At 41.9% G+C, this 20,626-nt stretch carries 18 protein-coding genes; 15 read left to right on the forward strand and 3 right to left on the reverse strand.

What is annotated here, in order from left to right; translation table 11 throughout:
* Position 1 precedes the first annotated feature (1 nt).
* Both EW142_RS05835 and EW142_RS05840 read left to right on the forward strand, forming a co-directional pair.
* Positions 2-424 carry a hypothetical protein gene (locus EW142_RS05835; protein ID WP_130610973.1) on the forward strand — a complete coding sequence of 141 codons (423 nt, stop codon included), beginning with the start codon at positions 2-4 and terminating at the stop codon, positions 422-424.
* On the forward strand, positions 424-720 hold the full coding sequence (locus tag EW142_RS05840) for a DciA family protein (protein ID WP_130610976.1): 297 nt from the start codon (positions 424-426) through the stop codon (positions 718-720). Before EW142_RS05835 ends, EW142_RS05840 begins: the two co-directional genes overlap by 1 nt.
* 75 nt (positions 721-795) lie before the next feature.
* Here EW142_RS05840 and EW142_RS05845 read toward each other — a convergent pair whose 3' ends face one another.
* Both EW142_RS05845 and EW142_RS05850 read right to left on the reverse strand, forming a co-directional pair.
* Complete coding sequence (locus EW142_RS05845; RefSeq protein ID WP_130610979.1) at positions 796-1,215, reverse strand: nucleoside-diphosphate kinase; 420 nt, start codon at positions 1,213-1,215, stop codon at positions 796-798.
* A gap of 49 nt (positions 1,216-1,264) precedes the next feature.
* A complete protein-coding gene (locus tag EW142_RS05850) occupies positions 1,265-2,311 on the reverse strand; it encodes an alkaline phosphatase D family protein (RefSeq protein ID WP_130610982.1) in 1,047 nt (348 codons plus the stop codon).
* Positions 2,312-2,386: 75 nt separating this feature from the next.
* On the opposite strand from EW142_RS05850, the gene EW142_RS05855 reads away from it, so the two are divergent.
* The 6 genes from EW142_RS05855 (at position 2,387) to EW142_RS05880 (ending at position 10,623) form a co-directional block, all read left to right on the forward strand.
* The gene (locus EW142_RS05855; RefSeq protein WP_130610985.1) at positions 2,387-3,403 is read left to right on the forward strand and encodes a DHH family phosphoesterase; all 1,017 of its coding nucleotides are present in this window, start codon (positions 2,387-2,389) and stop codon (positions 3,401-3,403) included.
* Positions 3,400-3,963 (forward strand): gliding motility-associated peptidyl-prolyl isomerase GldI, encoded by a 564-nt coding sequence (gene gldI, locus EW142_RS05860; protein WP_130610988.1) that lies wholly within the window; start codon positions 3,400-3,402, stop codon positions 3,961-3,963. Before EW142_RS05855 ends, gldI begins: the two co-directional genes overlap by 4 nt.
* Positions 3,960-5,108, forward strand: a complete 1,149-nt coding sequence (locus tag EW142_RS05865) for a peptidylprolyl isomerase (RefSeq protein WP_130610990.1) — start codon at positions 3,960-3,962, stop codon at positions 5,106-5,108. The genes gldI and EW142_RS05865 overlap by 4 nt, the downstream gene beginning before the upstream one ends.
* A 134-nt stretch (positions 5,109-5,242) precedes the next feature.
* The gene (locus EW142_RS05870; protein ID WP_130610993.1) at positions 5,243-6,310 is read left to right on the forward strand and encodes a DUF3810 domain-containing protein; all 1,068 of its coding nucleotides are present in this window, start codon (positions 5,243-5,245) and stop codon (positions 6,308-6,310) included.
* Between the two features lie 66 nt (positions 6,311-6,376).
* Positions 6,377-9,319: an amidohydrolase family protein gene (locus EW142_RS05875; protein ID WP_130610996.1), complete on the forward strand. Its 2,943-nt coding sequence runs from the start codon at positions 6,377-6,379 to the stop codon at positions 9,317-9,319.
* An 11-nt stretch (positions 9,320-9,330) separates the two neighbouring features.
* Positions 9,331-10,623 carry an amidohydrolase family protein gene (locus EW142_RS05880; protein WP_130610999.1) on the forward strand — a complete coding sequence of 431 codons (1,293 nt, stop codon included), beginning with the start codon at positions 9,331-9,333 and terminating at the stop codon, positions 10,621-10,623.
* 49 nt (positions 10,624-10,672) lie between these two features.
* Here the strand turns inward: EW142_RS05880 and EW142_RS05885 are convergent, their stop codons facing one another.
* A complete protein-coding gene (locus EW142_RS05885; protein WP_130611002.1) occupies positions 10,673-11,473 on the reverse strand; it encodes a DUF6503 family protein in 801 nt (266 codons plus the stop codon).
* A 67-nt stretch (positions 11,474-11,540) separates the two neighbouring features.
* On the opposite strand from EW142_RS05885, the gene EW142_RS05890 reads away from it, so the two are divergent.
* The 7 genes from EW142_RS05890 (at position 11,541) to EW142_RS05920 (ending at position 20,615) form a co-directional block, all read left to right on the forward strand.
* Entirely contained in the window at positions 11,541-12,341 is an 801-nt protein-coding gene (locus tag EW142_RS05890) for an RNA methyltransferase (RefSeq protein WP_130611005.1), read from the forward strand.
* Positions 12,342-12,344: 3 nt separating this feature from the next.
* Complete coding sequence (locus tag EW142_RS05895; protein ID WP_130611008.1) at positions 12,345-13,577, forward strand: M48 family metallopeptidase; 1,233 nt, start codon at positions 12,345-12,347, stop codon at positions 13,575-13,577.
* Between the two features lie 43 nt (positions 13,578-13,620).
* The gene (locus EW142_RS05900) at positions 13,621-15,825 is read left to right on the forward strand and encodes a RelA/SpoT family protein (RefSeq protein ID WP_130611011.1); all 2,205 of its coding nucleotides are present in this window, start codon (positions 13,621-13,623) and stop codon (positions 15,823-15,825) included.
* Positions 15,826-15,864: 39 nt separating this feature from the next.
* Positions 15,865-16,320, forward strand: a complete 456-nt coding sequence (locus EW142_RS05905) for a Fur family transcriptional regulator (protein WP_130611013.1) — start codon at positions 15,865-15,867, stop codon at positions 16,318-16,320.
* Positions 16,321-16,332: 12 nt separating this feature from the next.
* The gene (locus EW142_RS05910) at positions 16,333-17,601 is read left to right on the forward strand and encodes an adenylosuccinate synthase (RefSeq protein ID WP_130611016.1); all 1,269 of its coding nucleotides are present in this window, start codon (positions 16,333-16,335) and stop codon (positions 17,599-17,601) included.
* 117 nt (positions 17,602-17,718) lie between these two features.
* On the forward strand, positions 17,719-19,419 hold the full coding sequence (locus EW142_RS05915) for an OstA-like protein (RefSeq protein WP_130611019.1): 1,701 nt from the start codon (positions 17,719-17,721) through the stop codon (positions 19,417-19,419).
* Positions 19,420-19,421: 2 nt separating this feature from the next.
* Positions 19,422-20,615 carry an aspartate aminotransferase family protein gene (locus tag EW142_RS05920; protein WP_130611022.1) on the forward strand — a complete coding sequence of 398 codons (1,194 nt, stop codon included), beginning with the start codon at positions 19,422-19,424 and terminating at the stop codon, positions 20,613-20,615.
* The last annotated feature ends 11 nt before the right edge of the window (positions 20,616-20,626 follow it).

Genomic DNA, 20,626 nt, shown 5'->3' on the forward strand with positions numbered 1-20,626 from the left:
TATGTGGAAGTGGACCCTCTCTTTTTTGATTCTTTTGCTCTGTTGTTGTACAGGTCGCGGTGTCACCTCAGATGAATTGAACCATTTAAACGGGTACTGGGAAATTGAAGAAGTTACTTTTCCAGATGGTTCAAACAAGGAATACGGAGCCAGTCCTGCCGTGGATTTCATCCATTTGGAGAATGAAAAAGGGTTTCGTAAAAAGGTATATCCAAAAATCGATGGTTCCTTCAATACCTCAAACAGTGCAGAATCTTTTGAATTAGCCGATACGGATGATGGTTTTGTTTTTTTGTATTCCACTGAGACCGCTGATTGGCAAGAAAGATTGCTGCAGATTGATTCAGTTTCGTTCACCGTGATGAACGAAGAGGGCTTGAAATATTCTTACAGGCGTTTTCAACCCATAGAAATTCCTAAGTAATGGCGAAAAGACAGAATTCATATATCCCACTTAGTGATGCCCTTAAAGAGTTTGTAAAAGAGAACAAGCTCCAAAAAGGAATGGATCGGGTGAATGCCAAAGAAGCCTGGCAAAATCTTATGGGCAATGGGGTAAATAGCTACACTACCTCGGTTGAGCTCAAGAATGACACTTTACATGTGTCCCTATCCTCCTCGGTGCTGCGAGAGGAGCTCAGTTTGGGTAAGACCAAAATAATGGCCATGCTAAACGAAGAATTGGGACAGGAATTGATAAAAAAAATAGTGCTCCGGTGAGTACTGATTTTACAATAGGTTTCAAATAAAAAAAGCCCCCGTTTAGGAGGCTTTTCCATTTATCTTCTTTCCTTTTTAAAATACTTCTCTTCCTGAAAAGTGAAAAGCACCTTCGATAGCCGCGTTTTCATCACTATCAGAACCATGTACTGCATTTTCGCCAATACTTTTGGCATACAGTTTTCTAATGGTTCCATCAGCAGCTTCCTCAGGATTTGTAGCACCGATCAAAGCCCTAAAATCCTCAACGGCATTGTCTTTTTCCAGAATAGCAGCTACAATGGGGCCTCTTGTCATAAATTCTACCAACTCTCCGAAAAAAGGTCTTTCCTTGTGTATGGCATAGAACTCTTCGGCGTCCCTTCTGCTCAGTTGGGTGTACTTCATGGCCGAAATCTTGAAGCCAGCACCCGTTATTTTCTCTAAAATTGCCCCTATATAACCACTTTCAACAGCATCTGGTTTGATCATGGTAAAGGTTCGATTTCCTATCATTTTTCAAAATTTTGCGCAAACATACGCTTTTTCGGGCAAGAGGCAAGGACTAATAGGACTGTTTCAACTCTTGGTAAATCTTGCCATTTTCGCCCATTATTTTGAAATGGACTTCTTTTTGGGCTAAATCCAAATAAATAAGCCCAAAACTTGGCACGGGGACCACCTCTCCTACTCTATAATCGTTGGGCTCAAAGGTATAGCTCGAATAAGAATGGGTAAGACCGCTACTTGTAAAATCTACTAAGGGATAAGATAAACTGGGTAGTTTGGTTTTTGAAAACTCGGAAATATGCCGGTCTCCCGAAAGAACCATTACTCCCTCGGCCCCAGATTCAACAATGACTCGCTTTAGTTTTTCCACTTCTTTGGGAAAATTCCCCCAACTTTCAAATCCGTGCTCCCATGACAAAAATTGAATGCTTGTAACAATAAGATTGAATTTAGCTTGGGAGGAGTCCAGTTCTTTTCGCAACCATTGCCATTGTTCCTGTCCTAAAATGGTAGCGGCGTCATCTCGATTGATTTTATATCTTCTATTGGGGTTCTCATCCTTTTCAAGCTGGCTTCGAAAATAACGGGTGTCAAGTACCAATACTTTAATATTCCCAGATGGCGTTTTAAAATCATGTGCAGCATAAACTCCGTTTTGCTTTCTTCTCGAATCGTTGGCTGGTACATCTAAAAAGTCCAGAAAGAGTTGCTGGCTTTGAGATTTCATTACAAATTCCTCACCCCCATCGTTAAGTCCGTAATCATGGTCGTCCCAAGTTCCAACTATGGGCACTGTTTTGGAGAGTTTCTTGTAATTGGGGTCCTGCTTTTGTTTTGCGTACATGGACTGCATCAACTCCATATCATCCGTATCGGCATAGATATTGTCGCCACCCCAAATCCAAACATCTGGAGTCTCGGCAAGAACATCGTCCCAAAAAGGATTGGTTTCATCTTGCTTATCGCATGAACCAAAAGCGACTACAAAAACAGAGTCGTTTATCGATTCTTCGTTGACTGCTTTTTCAACCACAGAGGCTTCCTTGGTCTTGCAACCAACAAGCAAAAGGGACATCACTAGATACAGGTACGTTCTTTCCATTTTTTGTAATTCGTTCACTACAAAAATAATGCATCACCAATTACCTCTATGTTATATTATTGTATCTTTGCACGCATGAACTTTGAAGACATTACGACCATAAAGTCGCTTCTTTCATCACCCCAAAACATTGCTATAATTCCGCATAAAAACCCAGACGGAGATGCTATTGGCTCCTGTCTCGCCCTGTATCATTTTCTCAAGAAAAAAGGGCATCAGGTTTCTGTTGTTTCTCCCAACGACTATCCAAAGTTTTTGAAATGGCTGCCTGGCAATGAGCACATTCTGAATTTCGAAAAAGAAAATGGTGTAGCCTCAAAAAAAGTTAAGGAAGCTAACTTAATTTTCACTTTGGATTTCAATGATCTGTCCCGAACAGGTTCTATGGAAAACTTCCTAAAGGGAGCCAATGCCGATTTTATAATGATCGACCATCATCAGCAGCCCAGCGATTACGCCAAGGTCACTTACTCTGATGTATCCATGAGTTCGACCTGTGAGATGGTTTACAATTTCATGGAATTTCTTGGGGAGACAAACCTGATTACGGAGCCCATTGCAACAGCGCTTTACTTGGGGATCATGACGGATACAGGTTCTTTTAAATATCGTTCCACTTCAAGTCGAACACATCGTGTGGTGGCAGACCTTATAGATAAGGGCGCCAACAATATGGAGATTCATCAAAAGGTATATGACACCAATTCACCCTCACGTTTACACCTTTTGGGCATTGCTTTGAACAATATGGTAATTCTGGATGAATTTCGAACGGCATACATCACTTTGAGTCAAGAAGAGTTAAATGCCAACCATTTTAAAAAAGGAGACACCGAAGGGTTTGTGAACTATGGTCTCACTTTGGAGAACATTATTTTTGCGGTCATATTTATTGAAAATAAAGAAGAGGGTATCATAAAAATGTCATTGCGTTCTGCTGGAGATTTTTCCGTTAACGAATTTGCCAGAAACCATTTCAATGGTGGTGGCCATACCAATGCGGCGGGCGGTAGGAGTAATCAAGACTTGGAAGAAACGGTTCAAACTTTTTTAAGTGTCTTAAAGGACTATAAATCGCAACTGAGACCATGAGGCAGTTATTTGTGCTTTTCTTATTTGTTCTAGTGGTGAGCTGTGGCGGCCCAGAACCCCGCAGACCTATTAAGGTAAAGTCAGGTAGTTTTTTCAAAGAGTCCGTTGAACGGAACAAAAACTTATTGGCCATAGAGGAAAAAATAATCAAAGAAATCATCAAGCAAGATACCCTCCATGACTATATCGCTAGTCCAAATGGATTTTGGTATTACTACGACACGCAAAATAATGATTCACCCTATACACCACAGACGGATGATCAAATTTTATTTTCGTATGACCTTCGAACACTTGATGAAAAAACCATCTATTCCACTGATGATTTAGGTCCTACTTCTTATACCGTGGATAAAGAACAGTTGTTCCCTGGGCTTCAAAACGCAGTAAAACTTTTGAAAATAAATGAAAAAGCAACCTTTCTTTTTCCATCACTACAGGCCTATGGCTACTTAGGCGATGGAGAATCCATAGGACCCAAAACACCTTTAAAATCAACTATTGAACTACATACCATAATTATCAATCAAGACAGTCTAAATCTAAAACCATTAAAATGAAACATACCATTGTTTTAACAGCTTTAATTGCGTTAAGTGTTGTTGGATGTAAATCGGGTAAATATGCCAATTTGGAGGACGGAATTTTTGCCGATATCCAAACCAATCGAGGGGATATTCTTGTAAAATTATACCATGAGGCCACTCCGGTCACAGTGGCAAATTTCGTTTCTCTGGCGGAAGGCACCAGCCCCTTTGTAACAGATAGCATAGGCATAGTCACCGGGCAAGATACCGTGGTGCTTAACTTGAAAGGGAAAAAGTATTACGATGGCGTTCCGTTCCATCGAATCATTAAAGATTTTATGATTCAGGGAGGGGACCCTACTGCATCAGGTTCGGGTAACCCTGGATATAAATTCAAAGATGAATTCAATGATACCCTTACCCACTCTAAAAAGGGCATACTTTCCATGGCCAATTCCGGTCCAAAAACCAATGGCAGTCAGTTCTTCATCACCCACAAGGAGACTCCATGGCTCAACGGAAGACATACCGTATTCGGGGAAGTTGTCATGGGTATCGAAGTGGTGGATTCCATTGCCAATGTAGCTACCGGCCCACAAGATCGCCCCAGTGTTGATGTGATAATGAACAAAGTGGAGATAGTTCGCAAGGGCAAAGAAGCCAAAAAGTTTGATGAAGTTCAAATCATGACAGATTACTTCGAAGAGGAGAAAGCTGCAGAGGCGGCTTTCAAGAAAATGAAAGAGGATTTGGTGGCACAGTTTGAACAACAGAAAAAAGATGCAGAAGAAACTTCAAGCGGTCTCCGGATCTATTCCCTTAAAAAAGGGGATGGGGAACAGCCTAAAATAGGCCAAAAAGTGATGGTATTATATGCTGGATGGCTTACCAACGGTGACCTTTTTGATAGCAACTATGAAGAAATCGCGGTTCAATTTGACCAATTTGACCAGAGAAGGAAACAAGGTGGGGGTTACTTCCCAATTCCAATGGATTACAGTCCGGAAGCCAGATTGATTCCTGGTTTCAAAGAGGGGCTTCAAAGTATGAAGGTGGGCGACAAAGTACGCTTGTTCATTCCGCCACATTTAGGCTATGGCCCACAAGGAGGTGGTCCCATACCGCCAAATGCCGACCTTGTTTTTGATTTGGAAATAACAGGTATCCAAGAAGAATAGATTTCAATGAAAGAAACGTCGCTTAAAGCGGCGTTTTCTTTTTTCAAATAATCTATGACCTGTACTCCCATTGTCATCTAACAATTAAGACTTAGCTTAGAATTCGTAATTCATTCCATCCTATTGGTCTATTTATGGGAAAAAGGACAAAAACAATCCTTCTACTGGCACTGCCCCTACAAATTATCCTAGTGAAGTGGTTGGGCAGTTATCCCGAACTGGTTGAAAAATACTATAGCCAGGCCATCTATCCTCTGATTTCCCAATTCTTTCGAATTCTTTTTGGATGGATTCCCTTTTCAATCGGGGATGTATTGTACACCATTCTTGGTATTTTGGCCATCCGATACATATACCGCCATTGGACGTTCATCAAAACAAAGCCTTTGGGCTTTTTAAAGAACATTCTTGTTGTCCTTTCCATTACCTATTTTCTTTTTCATCTGTTGTGGGGGCTCAACTACTACCGTCTGCCCATCGATGAAAAGTTGGAAATCACCAAAGAGTATTCTGAAGAAGAGTTAGTAGAATTCATAAAATACCTCACCAATAGGGCGAATACGATTCAAACGGAAATAACGGGTGATAGCACTTTACCCGTAAAAATTCCATATTCAAGGAAAGAAATCTTTAAGAAAACAGAAGAAGGATATAAAAGCTTAAAACAACAATACCCGGATTTTGACTACAAGCATCGAAGTTTGAAAGCCTCCATATATAGCATTCCCCTCACCTATATGGGGTATGGCGGGTATTTGAATCCTTTTTCCAACGAGGCTCAGGTAAATGGGGTTACACCCAAATTTAGGCTCCCCACAGTTAGTGGGCATGAGGTGGGACATCAGCTGGGATATTCTGCCGAGGACGCTACCAATTTTCTAGGTTTTTTGGTGACATCCGTCAACGACGACCCCTATTTTCAATATGCCGCTTATTCACATGCCTTAGCTTATTGCCTTTCGGATTTGGCACGACGCGATGGAGAGAAATTCAAAGAAATGGTCGAAGGGTTAAACGAAGGTGTCCGGGAAAACTTCAGGGAAGTGAACCGATTTTGGGAAAAATATGAAAACCCTTTGGAGCCAGTTTTCAAATCCATATTCAATACCTTTCTTAAGGCCAATAATCAAGAAGAAGGCATACAAAGCTACAATTCCGTGGTAGGTCTATTGATAGGCTATCATGCCAAAGAAAGGTTCTAGTAGAAGTTTGTACAATCCTATCAGTTCAGTTACCTTTAAAGCTGACTAATTCAACACGGTAGCTCTATGAAAAAACGATTTCTTACCTATGCTCTCTTATGGGCATGTGCAACAGTCTTTGCACAAGATTACTTTCCAAAAAATGACGGCGTCAAAGCCAAAAACAACAACTACACTGCATTTACCAATGCTAAAATATTCATTACTCCAAGCAACGTAATTGAAAATGGAACCCTGCTTATACAAAACGGTAAGGTGGTTCAAGTGGGGGCCACTGTCAGTATCCCAAAAAACTCGGTTGTAGAAGACCTTCAGGGCAAATCCATTTATCCATCGTTCATTGATGTATTTTCAGGATTTGGGGTAAAAATGCCCGAAAAAGCAAAATCCACAGGAAGGTCTGCACAATACGATGCAGAGCGAGAGGGGTTTTACTGGAATGACCACATCATGCCCGAAAATATGGCCATTGCCAAGTTTGATTATGATGAGAAAAAGGCAAAAGAACTCCGTAAACTGGGATTCGGGGTCGTGAACTCTCATATACAGGACGGTATTGCAAGAGGTTCTGGGGTTTTGGTCGCTTTGAATGACGAAGGGGATGCCTCACAAAGAATACTTGATGATAAATCAGCTCAGTATTTTTCATTTAAAAAGAGCATTGCAAAACGCCAGTCTTATCCCACTTCATTAATGGGAGCTACTTCGTTGATGCGACAATTGCACCACGATATGAACTGGTATGCACAAGGCAAGGTGGAAACAAAAGATCGGTCGTTGGAAGCTCTTATTGCCAATAAAGGTTTAAAACAGATATTTGCAGCAGGTGATAATGGGAATGTACTTCGCGCGGATAAAATTGGGGACCAGTTTGGAGTTCAGTATACCATTTTGGCCGGAGGTGATGAATATGAACACATAGAGGACATAAAAAAAACCAATGCCACCCTGATTGTTCCCATAAATTTTCCGAAGGCCTATGATGTATCAAATCCTTACCAAGCGGCCTATGTCACCTTGAAAGATATGCGTCATTGGAACCTAGCTCCGACGAATCCAAAGGTTTTGGAACAAAGCAACATCAATTTTTCATTGACCTTGCACGGTTTAAAGTCGTCCTCTGATTTTAAATCAAAGCTGATGAAGGCCATCAGCCATGGCCTTTCAAAGTCAAAAGCCTTGGAGGCGTTGACCACAATACCCGCCGCAATTTTGGGAAAATCCAATGAGATTGGTTCGTTGCAGCCTGGTCGACAAGCGAATTTTCTAATTACTTCCGGAGACCTTTTCGAAAAGGGAACCATTCTTTATGAGAACTGGGTCCAGGGCGTAAGAAGTACCATCAATGACAGAAATCAAAAAGATATTCGAGGAGATTACAGCTTGGCCTTAGGTGGAAAAACCTACCAAATTTCCATCTCAGGTGAACCCAATAAACCTAAGGCTTCGGTTAAACAAGACACCCTAAAGCTCGTTAGCAAATTCAGTTTCAAATCGAATTGGTTAAACTTGGCATTTACAGATAGCAAAGGAGACTCATATCGTTTGGTTTCCTTGGTTGATGCCCAATCAAATAACCTTAAAGGAAAGCTGATAATGCCCAACGGAAATGAATCCAGTTTTACCGCTACAAAAACCGATTCAATAGATCAAAAATCCCCGGTAAAAGCAACATCGCCCCTATCAAAGGCACTGCCACTGACTTTTCCGAATGTTGGTTTCGGCTATGCTTCAAAACCGAGGCAAGAAGATATACTCTTCAAGAATGCGACCGTATGGACTGGGGAAACTATCCTTGAAAACACTGATGTGCTCATCAAAGATGGTAAGGTGTCGAAGGTTGGTAAAGACCTCAATCCTGGTAGAGCCAAGGTAATTGATGCCACAGGAAAACATTTGACCGCAGGAGTAATTGATGAGCACTCCCATATTGCTGGTTTGTCCATCAATGAAGCAGGTCACAATTCTACAGCAGAGGTGCGCATGACCGATGTTGTCGATGCCAAGGACATTGACATTTACAGAAATTTGGCAGGAGGCGTCACAACCATTCAATTGTTGCATGGTTCGGCCAATCCTATTGGCGGACAATCGGCCATTATTCGATTAAAGTGGGGTGAAAGCGCAGATGGACTTATTTTTCCCGACATGCCCAAATTCATCAAATTTGCCTTGGGTGAAAATGTCAAGCAATCCAATTGGCAGAGTTTCTCACGCTTTCCGCAAACCCGAATGGGGGTCGAGCAGATTTTTGTAGATTATTTTCAGCGTGCCAAGGAGTATGATGCCAAAAAGAAAAGTGGACAGGCCGTTCGCTATGATGAAGAGATGGAAGTATTGGCGGAAATCTTAAATGGAGAACGCTTTATTAGTTGTCACTCCTATGTGCAAAGCGAAATCAATATGCTCATGAAAGTAGCGGAGAAATTTGACTTTAAAGTGAACACCTTCACCCATATTTTGGAAGGTTATAAAGTGGCGGATAAAATGGCGGCACACGGTGTTGGCGGCTCCACCTTTAGCGACTGGTGGGCTTACAAATACGAAGTAAACGATGCCATCCCCTATAATGCGGCAATCATGGCTAGCCAAGGGGTGACCGTTGCCATCAACAGTGATGACGCGGAAATGTCAAGACGATTGAATCAAGAGGCTGCAAAGACCGTAAAATATGGAGGCATGAGCGAAATTGAGGCCTGGAAGACCGTGACCTTAAATCCCGCAAAACTTCTTCATATTGATGATCGCGTAGGTAGTGTGGAAGTGGGCAAAGACGCCGATTTGGTGCTTTGGAACAATCATCCCCTATCAGTCTATGCCAAAGCCGAGAAAACACTGATTGAGGGAGCTGTATACTTTGATTTGGAAAAGGATAAAATGCTTCAAGCGGCTGTAAAGAAAGAACGCAGCCAACTCATCAACATGATGTTGAATGAAAAAGAAAACGGAGCTAAGACCCAAGGCCCCAAGCAGAATAAAAAACCAAAGTTTCATTGTGATTCCCTTTAATACCTAGAGATATGAAAACAATATTCAACATAATATCAACCACCGTTTTTCTAATAAGCACTTTAGGTTTTGCCCAACAAACCCCCGCAGGTGCCCAAACGGAAGCCGTCACCATTCAAGGTGCCACCGCACATATTGGAGATGGAACCCTTAGGGAAAACTGCACTTTGGTCTTCGAAAATGGAAAAATTACAACATTGGGCGGGCCTGAAGTTACAGCCAAAGGACAAGTTATTGATGCATCTGGAAAGCACATCTACCCTGGATTTATAGCTCCCGGAAAATCCTTGGGACTTATCGAGGTAAATGCAGTACGGGCCAGTAATGATCAGGATGAAATTGGAAATCTAATCCCGCACATTCGAAGTATCATTGCCTATAATGCCGAATCCAAGGTGGTGGAAAGCATGCGACCCAATGGTGTTCTTTTAGGCCAGATTACTCCCAAGGGTGGCAGAATTTCGGGCACCTCTACCATTGTTCAGTTTGATGCCTGGAATTGGGAAGATGCGGCAGTGAAAATGGATGATGGCATCCACTTGAATTGGCCCACAACGTTTCGAAGAGGTCGATGGTGGTTGGGAGAACCCCGTGGGTTTCTTCCGAACAAGGATTACGACAAACAAAAATTGGAGGTTGTTACCTTCATGCAAAACGCTAAGGCGTATGGGCAATCCGGAACTGCGGAGATCAATCTGCCCTTTGCTGCCATGCAAGGTGTTTTTGACGGAAGTCAGCATTTGTATGTGTATGCCCATGGAGAGAAAGAAATCATTGATGCCATTAGCCAAATCAAGAAAATGGGCGTAGCCAATGTGGTACTTGTGGGAGGTTATCATGCCCACAAGGTGATTGACTTCCTAAAGGAAAACGACGTCCCTGTTTTGGTAAACTTTACCCATTCCTTACCCAATTTTGACGATGATGATTACGATTTCACCTATAAACTTCCGAAGATTTTGGTTGACGCTGGGCTTTTGGTAGGATTGCAAAATGCTTCTGCTTCCAACTTCCAGACGAGAAACCTGCCCTTTTATGCAGGTCAAGTGGTGGCGCAAGGGCTGGAAAAAGAAAAAGCCTTGCAATTGATTACTGGAAATACCGCCAAAATTTTAGGTATTGAAGCCAACTATGGAACCTTGGAAGTGGGAAAAAGTGCCACACTTTTCATTTCAGAGGGTGATGCCTTGGATATGCGAACCAACCAACTGTCAAGGGCCTTCATTGATGGACGGGATATTTCGTTGGAAACCCATCAAACCGAACTTTGGAAACGGTACATGGGCAAGTTCGAAGGAAAATAAAACAAAAAAGGCGTTCATTTTGAACGCCTTTTTACTCTAACCACCATGATTAGCTTTTCTTGAGCTCAACATACGCTGCACTTTCCGGTTTCGCATAGAACGAATCGGATTTTTTTGTTGTACTCAGCTTTATGTCATTAAAAGTGACCGTGTTTCTTGGTTCAAGCGGGGTTCGACTTTCATAGGTATACCAACTGATGGATTTTGGCAAAAGAAGCCCTTCAACTTCTATCCAATCCGAGTACCTTATCCATCTAATATTATCCGACTTTTCACCACTTTTATACGTTACCGTATAACCCAACCAGACCATTTGGTTGGTGATTGGGTCATAATGGATGTAGTATTCATCCTTGGATGAAGCTCCTACTCCATCATGGTAGGCAATCCGGACACCTGGGTAATGCTTCCCTTCAAAAACCAAGTCCTCCGTATGCCCGTATACGATACCATCATCAGCCAAAACAAAGGGCATGGCGTAGAAATAGAACATAAGGTTGTGATAAAAACCAGGGTTCCCTTTGTACTTCTCTCCTTCATCCTGCAGCCAAACCTGTTGACCATCAAAACCCAAAATAAATTTTTCCGTATCAACTCTGTCTTTTCTGGTATGCAAATCAATGGTATGCACCTCAGTAAAATCAGGTCTCTCCATGCTAAAGGACAGCGTTCTTTGATCCCTCCAAAGTTCGAGTCCTCCATGGGCTTTAAAAGTATTGGAGAGGGACTGGGGATATTTCTCCTCTACTATGGCGGAGCTATCCTGCTGTTCATTTTTTGAATCCTCCTTGGGCGTCTGTTTACAGGCAGCTAGGGTCAGTAGAATCAATAACGTACTTAGTTGTTTCATTGCTATCAGTTTGGTCGCTTGGTCGTTCATTCGGATTTAAGATTACAGGAAAACGTATTTTTGACCTGTGAAGGTAGAGAAACTTATCAGCAGCACGCAAAATCCCTTGGCAAAAAAAGTGCTGGCACTCAAAGATAAATCTAGGGAACGTAAAAAAACAGGACTCTTTGTGGTGGAGGGCCATCGCGAAATAGAAATGGCACAAAAAGGGAGCTATCATTTTGAAGTGCTTTTGCATGTCCCCGAGATTACTTCCTTTTCAATCCAGCGTTTTCTTGAAAACCAGCCTGAAACGGAAGTAGTGCAGCTATCCAAAACCGTTTACGAAAAGATTGCCCATCGTGGGTCAACTGAAGGGGTTTTGGCAATTTGTAAAGCAAAAGAACATGGGCTGGCACAAATTAAGCTTCAAAGTAATCCATTGATTCTTGTTGCCGAAGCGCCTGAGAAGCCAGGGAACATTGGTGCACTGCTAAGAACCGCTGATGCTGCCAATCTGGATGCTGTTTTAATTGCCAATCCCAAATCAGATTTGTACAACCCAAACAGTATCAGGTCGAGTGTAGGATGCCTTTTCACAACCCAAGTTGGAATAGGGACCTCTGAAGAAATCATTCAGTTCTTAAAACAAAGGGAAATCAAAATAAAGTGTGCCGCTTTATCTGCTTCCAAAACCTACACTGAAAGCGATTTTACCCAACCCACAGCCATAGTTGTTGGTACTGAATCCACCGGTTTATCCGATGAATGGTTAAAGAATTCCGACGAAAACCTCATAATCCCGATGCGAGGGCAAATTGACTCTATGAACGTTTCCGTGTCAGCAGCAATACTTATCTTTGAGGCGGGGCGTCAAAGAGGATTTTAGCCTATGGGAGAAACTACGCTTTTCTACATTATCATCTTTATTTTAACGGCGCAATATCTGATTCATCAGCTATTGGAATACCTAAACGCCAAACGATTTACGTCCCAAATTCCTGAAGAGCTCAAGGATGTTTTCGATGAAGAAGAATATCAAAAGTCACAGCAATATAAAAAAACCAACTACCGATTTGGACTTCTCTCGGACGGGTTTTCCTTGGCACTCACTCTAGCATTTCTGATTTTTGGCGGTTTTGAATGGATAGACTCCGTAGTCAGGTCCATTACGGACAAAACTATACCCATGGCCCTTCTATTTTTCGGAATTATCGTATGGGGAAGCAGCATTTTAGGATTGCCCTTCTCCTACTACCAAACCTTTGTGATTGAAGAAAAATTTGGATTCAATAAGACCACCAAATCCCTTTTCTTTTCAGATATGGTCAAAGGCTGGCTCTTGAGCTTGGTCTTCGGAGGAGGCATTTTGGCCCTTTTTATATGGTTCTATCAATGGACCGGTCCCGATTTTTGGTTATACGCTTGGGCAATGTTGGCCTTTATCACCCTTATTCTAAATTTATTTTACAGTCGGTTCATTGTTCCCATTTTTAATAAGCAAACACCCTTGGAGGACGGAAGCCTCAAAAGTGCCATTGAAAATTATGCCAAGCAAGTGGGCTTCGAACTCAATAAAATTTTTGTCATCGATGGTTCCAAAAGGTCGACGAAAGCGAACGCGTACTTTTCGGGATTTGGAAGAGAAAAAAGAGTTACCCTGTTCGATACCCTGATCAGTGATTTGGACGAAGATGAAATTGTAGCGGTTTTAGCTCATGAAGTTGGCCATTATGAACGAAAACATATCATTTTTAATCTTTTCGTCTCTTTGAGTTTAATGGGATTTACGCTATACATACTCTCCCTTTTCATCAACAATCCGGAAATTGCATTGGCTATTGGCGTCTCTAAGGCAAGCTTCCACGCCGGATTGGTAGGTTTCATGTTATTGTACAGTCCGATATCGGAAATAACAGGTTTGGCCATGAACTATTTGTCTAGAAAATTTGAATTTCAAGCAGATGATTATGCCAAAAAGACATTTGCCGCCGATCCATTAATAACCTCCCTAAAAAAACTGTCCAAAAACAGCCTGAGTAACCTAACACCCCATCCTGCGTACGTTTTTGTGCATTATTCGCATCCTCCTTTGGTTGAACGAATTAGGAACCTAAAGGCATGATTTTTGTTGTTTAGCTATAAAGTTTGTGTAACTTTAATATACTATGACAGAGGCAGCTGTAGAGAAAGAGAACAAAGAAATTGCAAAGCAATACAAAGAATTGCTTCGCATAAGCTATCAGAACTTGTCCGCCGAGGACAAGAAACTGATACGCTCTGCCTTTGATGTGGCTGTAGACGCCCATAAGGATCAACGAAGAAAATCTGGGGAGGCTTATATTTTCCATCCGATTGCGGTTGCCAAAATTGTTGCTTCAGAAATAGGACTCGATGCAGTCTCCATTGCTTCGGCCCTTCTCCACGACGTTGTGGAAGACACCCCCTACACCCTTGACGATATTGAGCGAATGTTCGGGGAAACCGTGGCCCGTATTGTAGATGGCCTCACCAAAATAGCCCATCTTAAGAAGGATAAGGACATTAGTCAACAAGCGGAGAATTTCAGAAAAATGCTCTTGACGCTGCATGACGATGTTCGGGTGATCATTATTAAAATAGCGGATCGCTATCACAACATGCTCACCATGGATGCCATGCCAGAACACAAGCAGGTGAAAATTGCATCCGAAACTTTGTATATCTATGCGCCTCTTGCCCACCGAATAGGCCTTTACAATATTAAAACGCATCTTGAAGACCTCAGTTTAAAATATACCGAACCTGAGGTGTACAATGACATTCAGGCCAAAATAGAGGACACGGAGGAAGATCAGTTGTCCTATATTGAAGCTTTTTCAAATATCATCCGAAATTCACTGGATAAAGAGGGTCTCAATTACGAGATCAAGGGTCGCATGAAGTCTATTTTTTCGATAAGACGAAAAATGAAAGCCCAAAATGTTTCATTTGATGAGGTCTATGACAAATTTGCTATTCGAATTATCTACAAATCGGATCGAAAGAATGAAAAATTTCTTGCCTGGAAGATTTACTCCATTGTAACGGATCACTTTACCCCTAACCCCATTCGTCTCCGTGACTGGATCACTTCTCCAAAATCTACAGGGTATGAAGCTCTACATATAACCGTGATGGGGCCAAAGGGTAGATGGGTCGAGGTACAAATCCGTAGCGAACGCATGCATGAAATTGCCGAAAAAGGGTATGCGGCACATTTCAAATACAAACATGGCGCACAGAAGGAACAAGGTATCGAGGAATGGCTCAATCGCCTTCAAGAAGCTTTGGAGACATCCAATGGCAATGCAGTTGATTTTGTTGAGGAATTCAAACTCAACCTGTATTCCAAAGAAATATTCGTTTTTACTCCAAAAGGTGAATTGAAATCCATGCCCAAAGGCGCCACAGCTCTGGATTTTGCCTTTCATATTCATACCGAGATTGGAATGAAGACCCGAGGTGCCCGCGTAAATGGAAAACTAGTACCCCTAGGTTCTGAATTGCATAGTGGTGACCAGGTAGAAATCATCACCTCAGAAACAGCGAAGCCCAGTCAAAGCTGGCTCGATTATGCCCAAACAGCAAGGGCCCGGTCAAAAATTCGCTCTTCGCTAAGTGAGGAGAAAAAATCCATTGCCTCGGAAGGCAAAGAAATTCTACGTAGGAAACTAAAGTCGCAAAAGATAGATTTGACAGAAGATACGGTCAACAAATTGGTGACCTACTTCAAGCTAAAAACAAGTTTAGATCTTTTCTATCGTGTTGGGATTGGTGTGATCGACAATCAGAAAATCAAAGATTTCGCTTCTTCCTATCATAATGCATTTCTCAATTTCTTTAAAAATCGCATTCGACGTACTCCAGTACCACAAGATGTCAACAAGGAAGAAATTACCTCAAAATTTGACATGTTGGTTTTTGGTAAGGAAGAGGAAAAACTCCCTTACAAACTCTCCAACTGCTGCAACCCCATTCCCGGAGACGAGGTATTTGGTTTTGTGAGCGTGAACGATGGGATAAAAGTGCACAAAAAGAACTGTCCCAATGCTATTTCCCTTCAATCCAACTATGCATATCGAATTATTTCGGCCAAATGGATTGATTCCACTCAGGAAGAGTTTACGGTGGATATCGAAATCACCGGAATAGACAACATGGGACTTGTAAATGAAATCACCAATATTATTTCCGATAATATGCACGTGAATATGAGAAATTTGAATTTCAGTGCAGATGGCGGAACTTTCAAAGGAAAGATCGCGTTGGTAGTAAAAAACAACACCATTCTCAAAAAACTGATCAATAACCTGAAACAAATTGAGGGGATAGATCGAGTGGACAGAATTTAATTTTTAGGCGTACCTTTGCCCTTTAGTTTAGTTGAGACCATGGGGAACAACAAAAATCAGGAAATTGTTAAAAATGTCTTCACTTCCTTTCTGGAAGAAAAGGGGCATCGCAAGACTCCAGAGCGTTATGCCATTCTACAGGAGATTTATAACAGCGATGACCATTTTGATGTGGAATCCCTCTACATTAAAATGAAGACCAAAAACTATCGGGTCAGTCGGGCCACCCTTTACAATACCATCGAATTGCTTTTGGAATGCAAACTGGTTCGTAAGCATCAATTTGGTAAAAACCAGGCCCAGTACGAAAAATCTTATTTTGACCGTCAACACGACCATGTCATCTTGACGGACACCGGCGAAGTGGTCGAGTTTTGTGACCCACGTATCCAGTCCATCAAAAAAACCATCGAAGAGGTTTTTGATATCAAAATCAATAACCATTCGCTCTATTTTTACGGAACCCGAAACAAAGAAGAAAACCTAACAGACTAACCAACTTACTTCATGGTAGATTTATTGCTCGGACTCCAGTGGGGAGACGAAGGGAAGGGGAAAATTGTTGATGTACTAACCAAAAATTACGATATCATAGCCCGATTTCAAGGCGGTCCCAATGCAGGGCACACTTTGGAGTTTGATGGTATTAAACATGTATTGCATACCATTCCATCTGGAATTTTTCACGAAAATGCCCTAAACATTGTTGGTAATGGAGTGGTAATTGATCCCGTGATTTTTAAAAAGGAATTGGACAACCTTGAAAAATTTAATATTGATATCGTCTTGAGATTGTTGATCTCACGAAAGGCCCATCTCATTCTGCCTACCCATCGCTTACTTGATGCCGCTTCCGAAGCTTCAAAAGGAAAAGCGAAAATAGGCTCTACCCTTAAGGGTATTGGTCCAACATATATGGACAAAACAGGACGTAATGGACTTCGTGTGGGCGACTTGGAATTTGATACTTGGAGAAAAAAGTACCGAGCTCTTGCCAACAAGCATGAAGCCATGATCGACTTTTATAATGTTGACATTCAGTACGATTTAAAAGAGCTGGAAGATGAGTTTTGTGAGGGGGTCGAAGCCCTTAAAAAACTAACTTTCATTGATAGCGAAGAATTTATTTTCAAGGCGCAGGCGGAAGGTAAAAAAATATTAGCGGAAGGGGCCCAAGGTTCTCTTTTGGATATTGATTTTGGAACCTATCCCTATGTTACATCCTCCAATACCACTGCGGCTGGAGCTTGTACCGGTTTAGGTGTGGCCCCCAACAAGATTGGCAGTGTATTGGGTATTTTTAAAGCCTACGCCACTAGAGTGGGTAGCGGCCCTTTTCCAACAGAGCTTTTTGATAATGACGGCGAAACCATGGCTCGCGTCGGTAATGAGTTTGGTGCCACTACGGGAAGGCCTAGGCGCTGTGGGTGGCTTGATCTTGTTGCGCTAAAGTACGCCGTTCAAATCAACGGGGTAACAGAACTGATGATGATGAAGGCCGATGTATTAAGCGGCTTTGAAACCATAAAAGTTTGCACGGCCTATATGTACGGGGGTGAGAAAATCAAGCATCTTCCATTCAATATTGAAAGTGATAATGTCATTCCAGTTTATACGGAGCTTAAGGGTTGGTCCAAAGACCTTACAAAGCTGAGAAAAGTTGAAGATTTGCCGCCAGCCCTCAATGAGTACATTACATTTCTCGAAAAAGAACTCAATGTACCTATCAAGATAGTTTCTGTAGGACCCGATAGGCTACAAACCATCCACAGATAATTCGAATCGATTTTTCTGCTTGTGCTTCATCTCTTAAATAAAACTTGCTTCAGTATTAAAGGTTTGTAAAGAGTAGAATCAACTTCTTCTAAAAACCCTACTTTTGACCCAAAAGCAATGCGTTTGAAAAGACTTGTCTTCTTTTTTTGTCTGTTTGCCCATATCACGCTTGTGGCTCAAGAAACCCAGCCTGAAAGCAAGCAGATCAATATCGTGTATGGTGCGAATTTCACCAAAGATGAGGCACAATTTCCAGGTGCATCCATCTTTAGCAAAGATGATGAACGGCAGGTGCAATTTGAACACCAAGGGGCCGACCTATGGTGCGACATTGCCATTTTCTATACCCAGGAAAACAAATTAAAGGCCATTGGTAACATCCGATTGCAGCAAGGAGATTCCATCGAACTGAACAGTGGCAAAATTGATTATGATGGGAATACAAAAATTGCCAAAGCCTGGGAGAATGTTGATCTGACCAATGGTCAAATGACCTTGACCACCGATACGCTGTACTTCAATCGTGAAAAACAGGAATCGTTCTATCGTTCTGGTGGCAAAGTGGTTGACTCTGCCAATGTTTTGACAAGCAGAATTGGCACCTACTTTATGACTCCAAAGAAATATCAATTCTTGGATAGTGTACATATTGATAATGAGCAGTATACCTTGGATTCTGAACGTCTGGATTATTATACTACTTCAAAAAATGCCTATATGTATGGCCCTTCCACCATTGTTGGCGAGGATTACAAAATTTACTGTGAGCGAGGTTTTTATGACACCAAGATTGAAAGAGGATACGGAATCAAAAACACCCGAATCGACTATGATGACCGTATTATTGAGGGGGACAGCCTCTATTTCGATAAAATTTCAGAGTTCGCCTCAGCTACCAATAACATTCAAATTACGGATACCATCAACAGTGGGGTGATTCGGGCCCATTATGCTGAGGTGTATAAGGCACTGGACTCATTATTCGCCACTAAAAGGGCGGTTTCCGTCAATTTAGTGGAACAAGACTCCCTATACATCCATGGGGACACCCTTATGGTGACCGGCCAGCCCGAATCCAGAATTCTAAGGGCTTTCAAAAATGCCAAGTTCTATAAAACTGATTTGAGCGGTAAATGTGATTCCATTCATTTTGCTGAAAAAACAGGCATTACACAACTCATCACCAATCCCATTCTTTGGAACGTGGAAAATCAAATTACCGGGGATAGTATCCATCTTATTTCCGACTTGGAAACTGAAAAACTGGATTCCCTTAAGGTTTTAGAGAATGCTTTTATCATTTCTTTTGATACCATCGGCAAACAGGGTTATAACCAGGCCAAAGGCAAGGATCTCTTCGGAAAGTTCATTGAAAATGAGCTTAAAATCATTGATTTGGTGAAAAATACCGAGGTGATCTACTACATGTACAACGATGACCAAGAACTCATTGGCATTGATAAGACCATTTGCAGTAAGATTAGACTGGTTATGGCCAACAACGATATTGAGGATATTACCTTTTTTGTAAATCCCGATGGGGATATTTTTCCTGATAAGGACCTTCCTGTGGAGAGCAGAAAACTTAAGGGATTTGTATGGCGAGGTGACGAACGTATATTGACCAAGGATGATATTTTCGATGAGGATGACAACAATATCACTTTGGTGAAAATCCGTGGAATTGAAAATCCTATTGATATTGATGCAGAGGAACAAGAAAGGCGAAAAAACGAGAATGACCCGGTGAATCAAGTATCTCAAAGTAAAGCGACCAAACCTAAAGAGGTCAAGGTTCCTAAAGCACAAATCCCATAAAGCTGAAAGAAGATTTTTTCAAATATCAGGCGCAAACTACCCCACATCCCTTAGGCTTAACGATTTCACGAGCGGAAGGCAGCTACATTTATGATGATCAAGGTAACGCCCATCTCGATTTTGTAGCAGGCGTTTCGGCCTGTAGTTTGGGCCATTGTCATCCAAAGGTGGTTGATGCGGTAAAAACACAGCTTGATAAATACATGCATGTGATGGTGTATGGCGAGTACATTCAAGAACCTGCGGTTACCTACACCAAGTTATTGGCCGAATGTTTGCCAAGGCCCTTGGAGACCACTTATTTGGTAAACTCGGGTACCGAAGCAATGGAAGGTGCAATAAAATTGGCTCGTCGTTACACAGGTCGTTCTCAATTGGTAGCTGCGCATCATGCCTATCATGGCAATACCATGGGAAGCCTGAGCCTTATGGGCTATGAAGCTCGAAAAAGTGCCTTTAGACCGCTTATCCCCGACGTTTCCTTTATCCAATTCAACCATGAAGAGGATTTATCGCTAATTACCAAAAAAACAGCGGCCGTGGTTCTTGAGACCATTCAAGGCGGTGCAGGCTTTGTTCTACCAAAAGAAGGGTATCTGGAAAAAGTAAGGAAACGTTGTAATGAAGTAGGCGCTTTGTTGATTCTGGATGAGATTCAACCGGGTTTTGGGCGCACCGGCAAACTCTTTGCTTTTGAGCACTTTAATTGTATACCGGATATTTTGGTCATTGGAAAAGGCATGGCCTCTGGTCTGCCAGTAGGTGCTTTTGTTGCATCCCATGAGATGATGGCCACCTTACAAGATGCCCCCAAATTAGGCCATATCACCACTTTTGGCGGTAATCCTGTGATTGCAGCTGCCAGCTTGGCCACTTTACGCGAACTGACAAAAAGCCAGTTAGTTTCTCTGACATTGCAGAAAGAAAAGCGACTTCGTGAGCTTTTGGTACACCCTTTGATTAAAGAAGTTAGAGGGAAGGGATTAATGCTGGCATTGATCATGCAGAATGAGGAAATTGCCAACCATTTGGTCTTGACGGCTGCAAAAAAACACCTTATCCTTTTTTGGTTGCTGTTTGAACCAAAAGCGGTACGAATCTCCCCTCCGCTTACCATTTCTATGCAAGAAATAGAACTGGGATGCGACCTAATTATTGAGATTTTAAATGAATACGAGCCGGGTTCTGTTAACTAATTTGTTGATAA

This window comes from Flagellimonas allohymeniacidonis (genome assembly GCF_004296335.1).
Taxonomy (GTDB): domain Bacteria; phylum Bacteroidota; class Bacteroidia; order Flavobacteriales; family Flavobacteriaceae; genus Flagellimonas; species Flagellimonas allohymeniacidonis.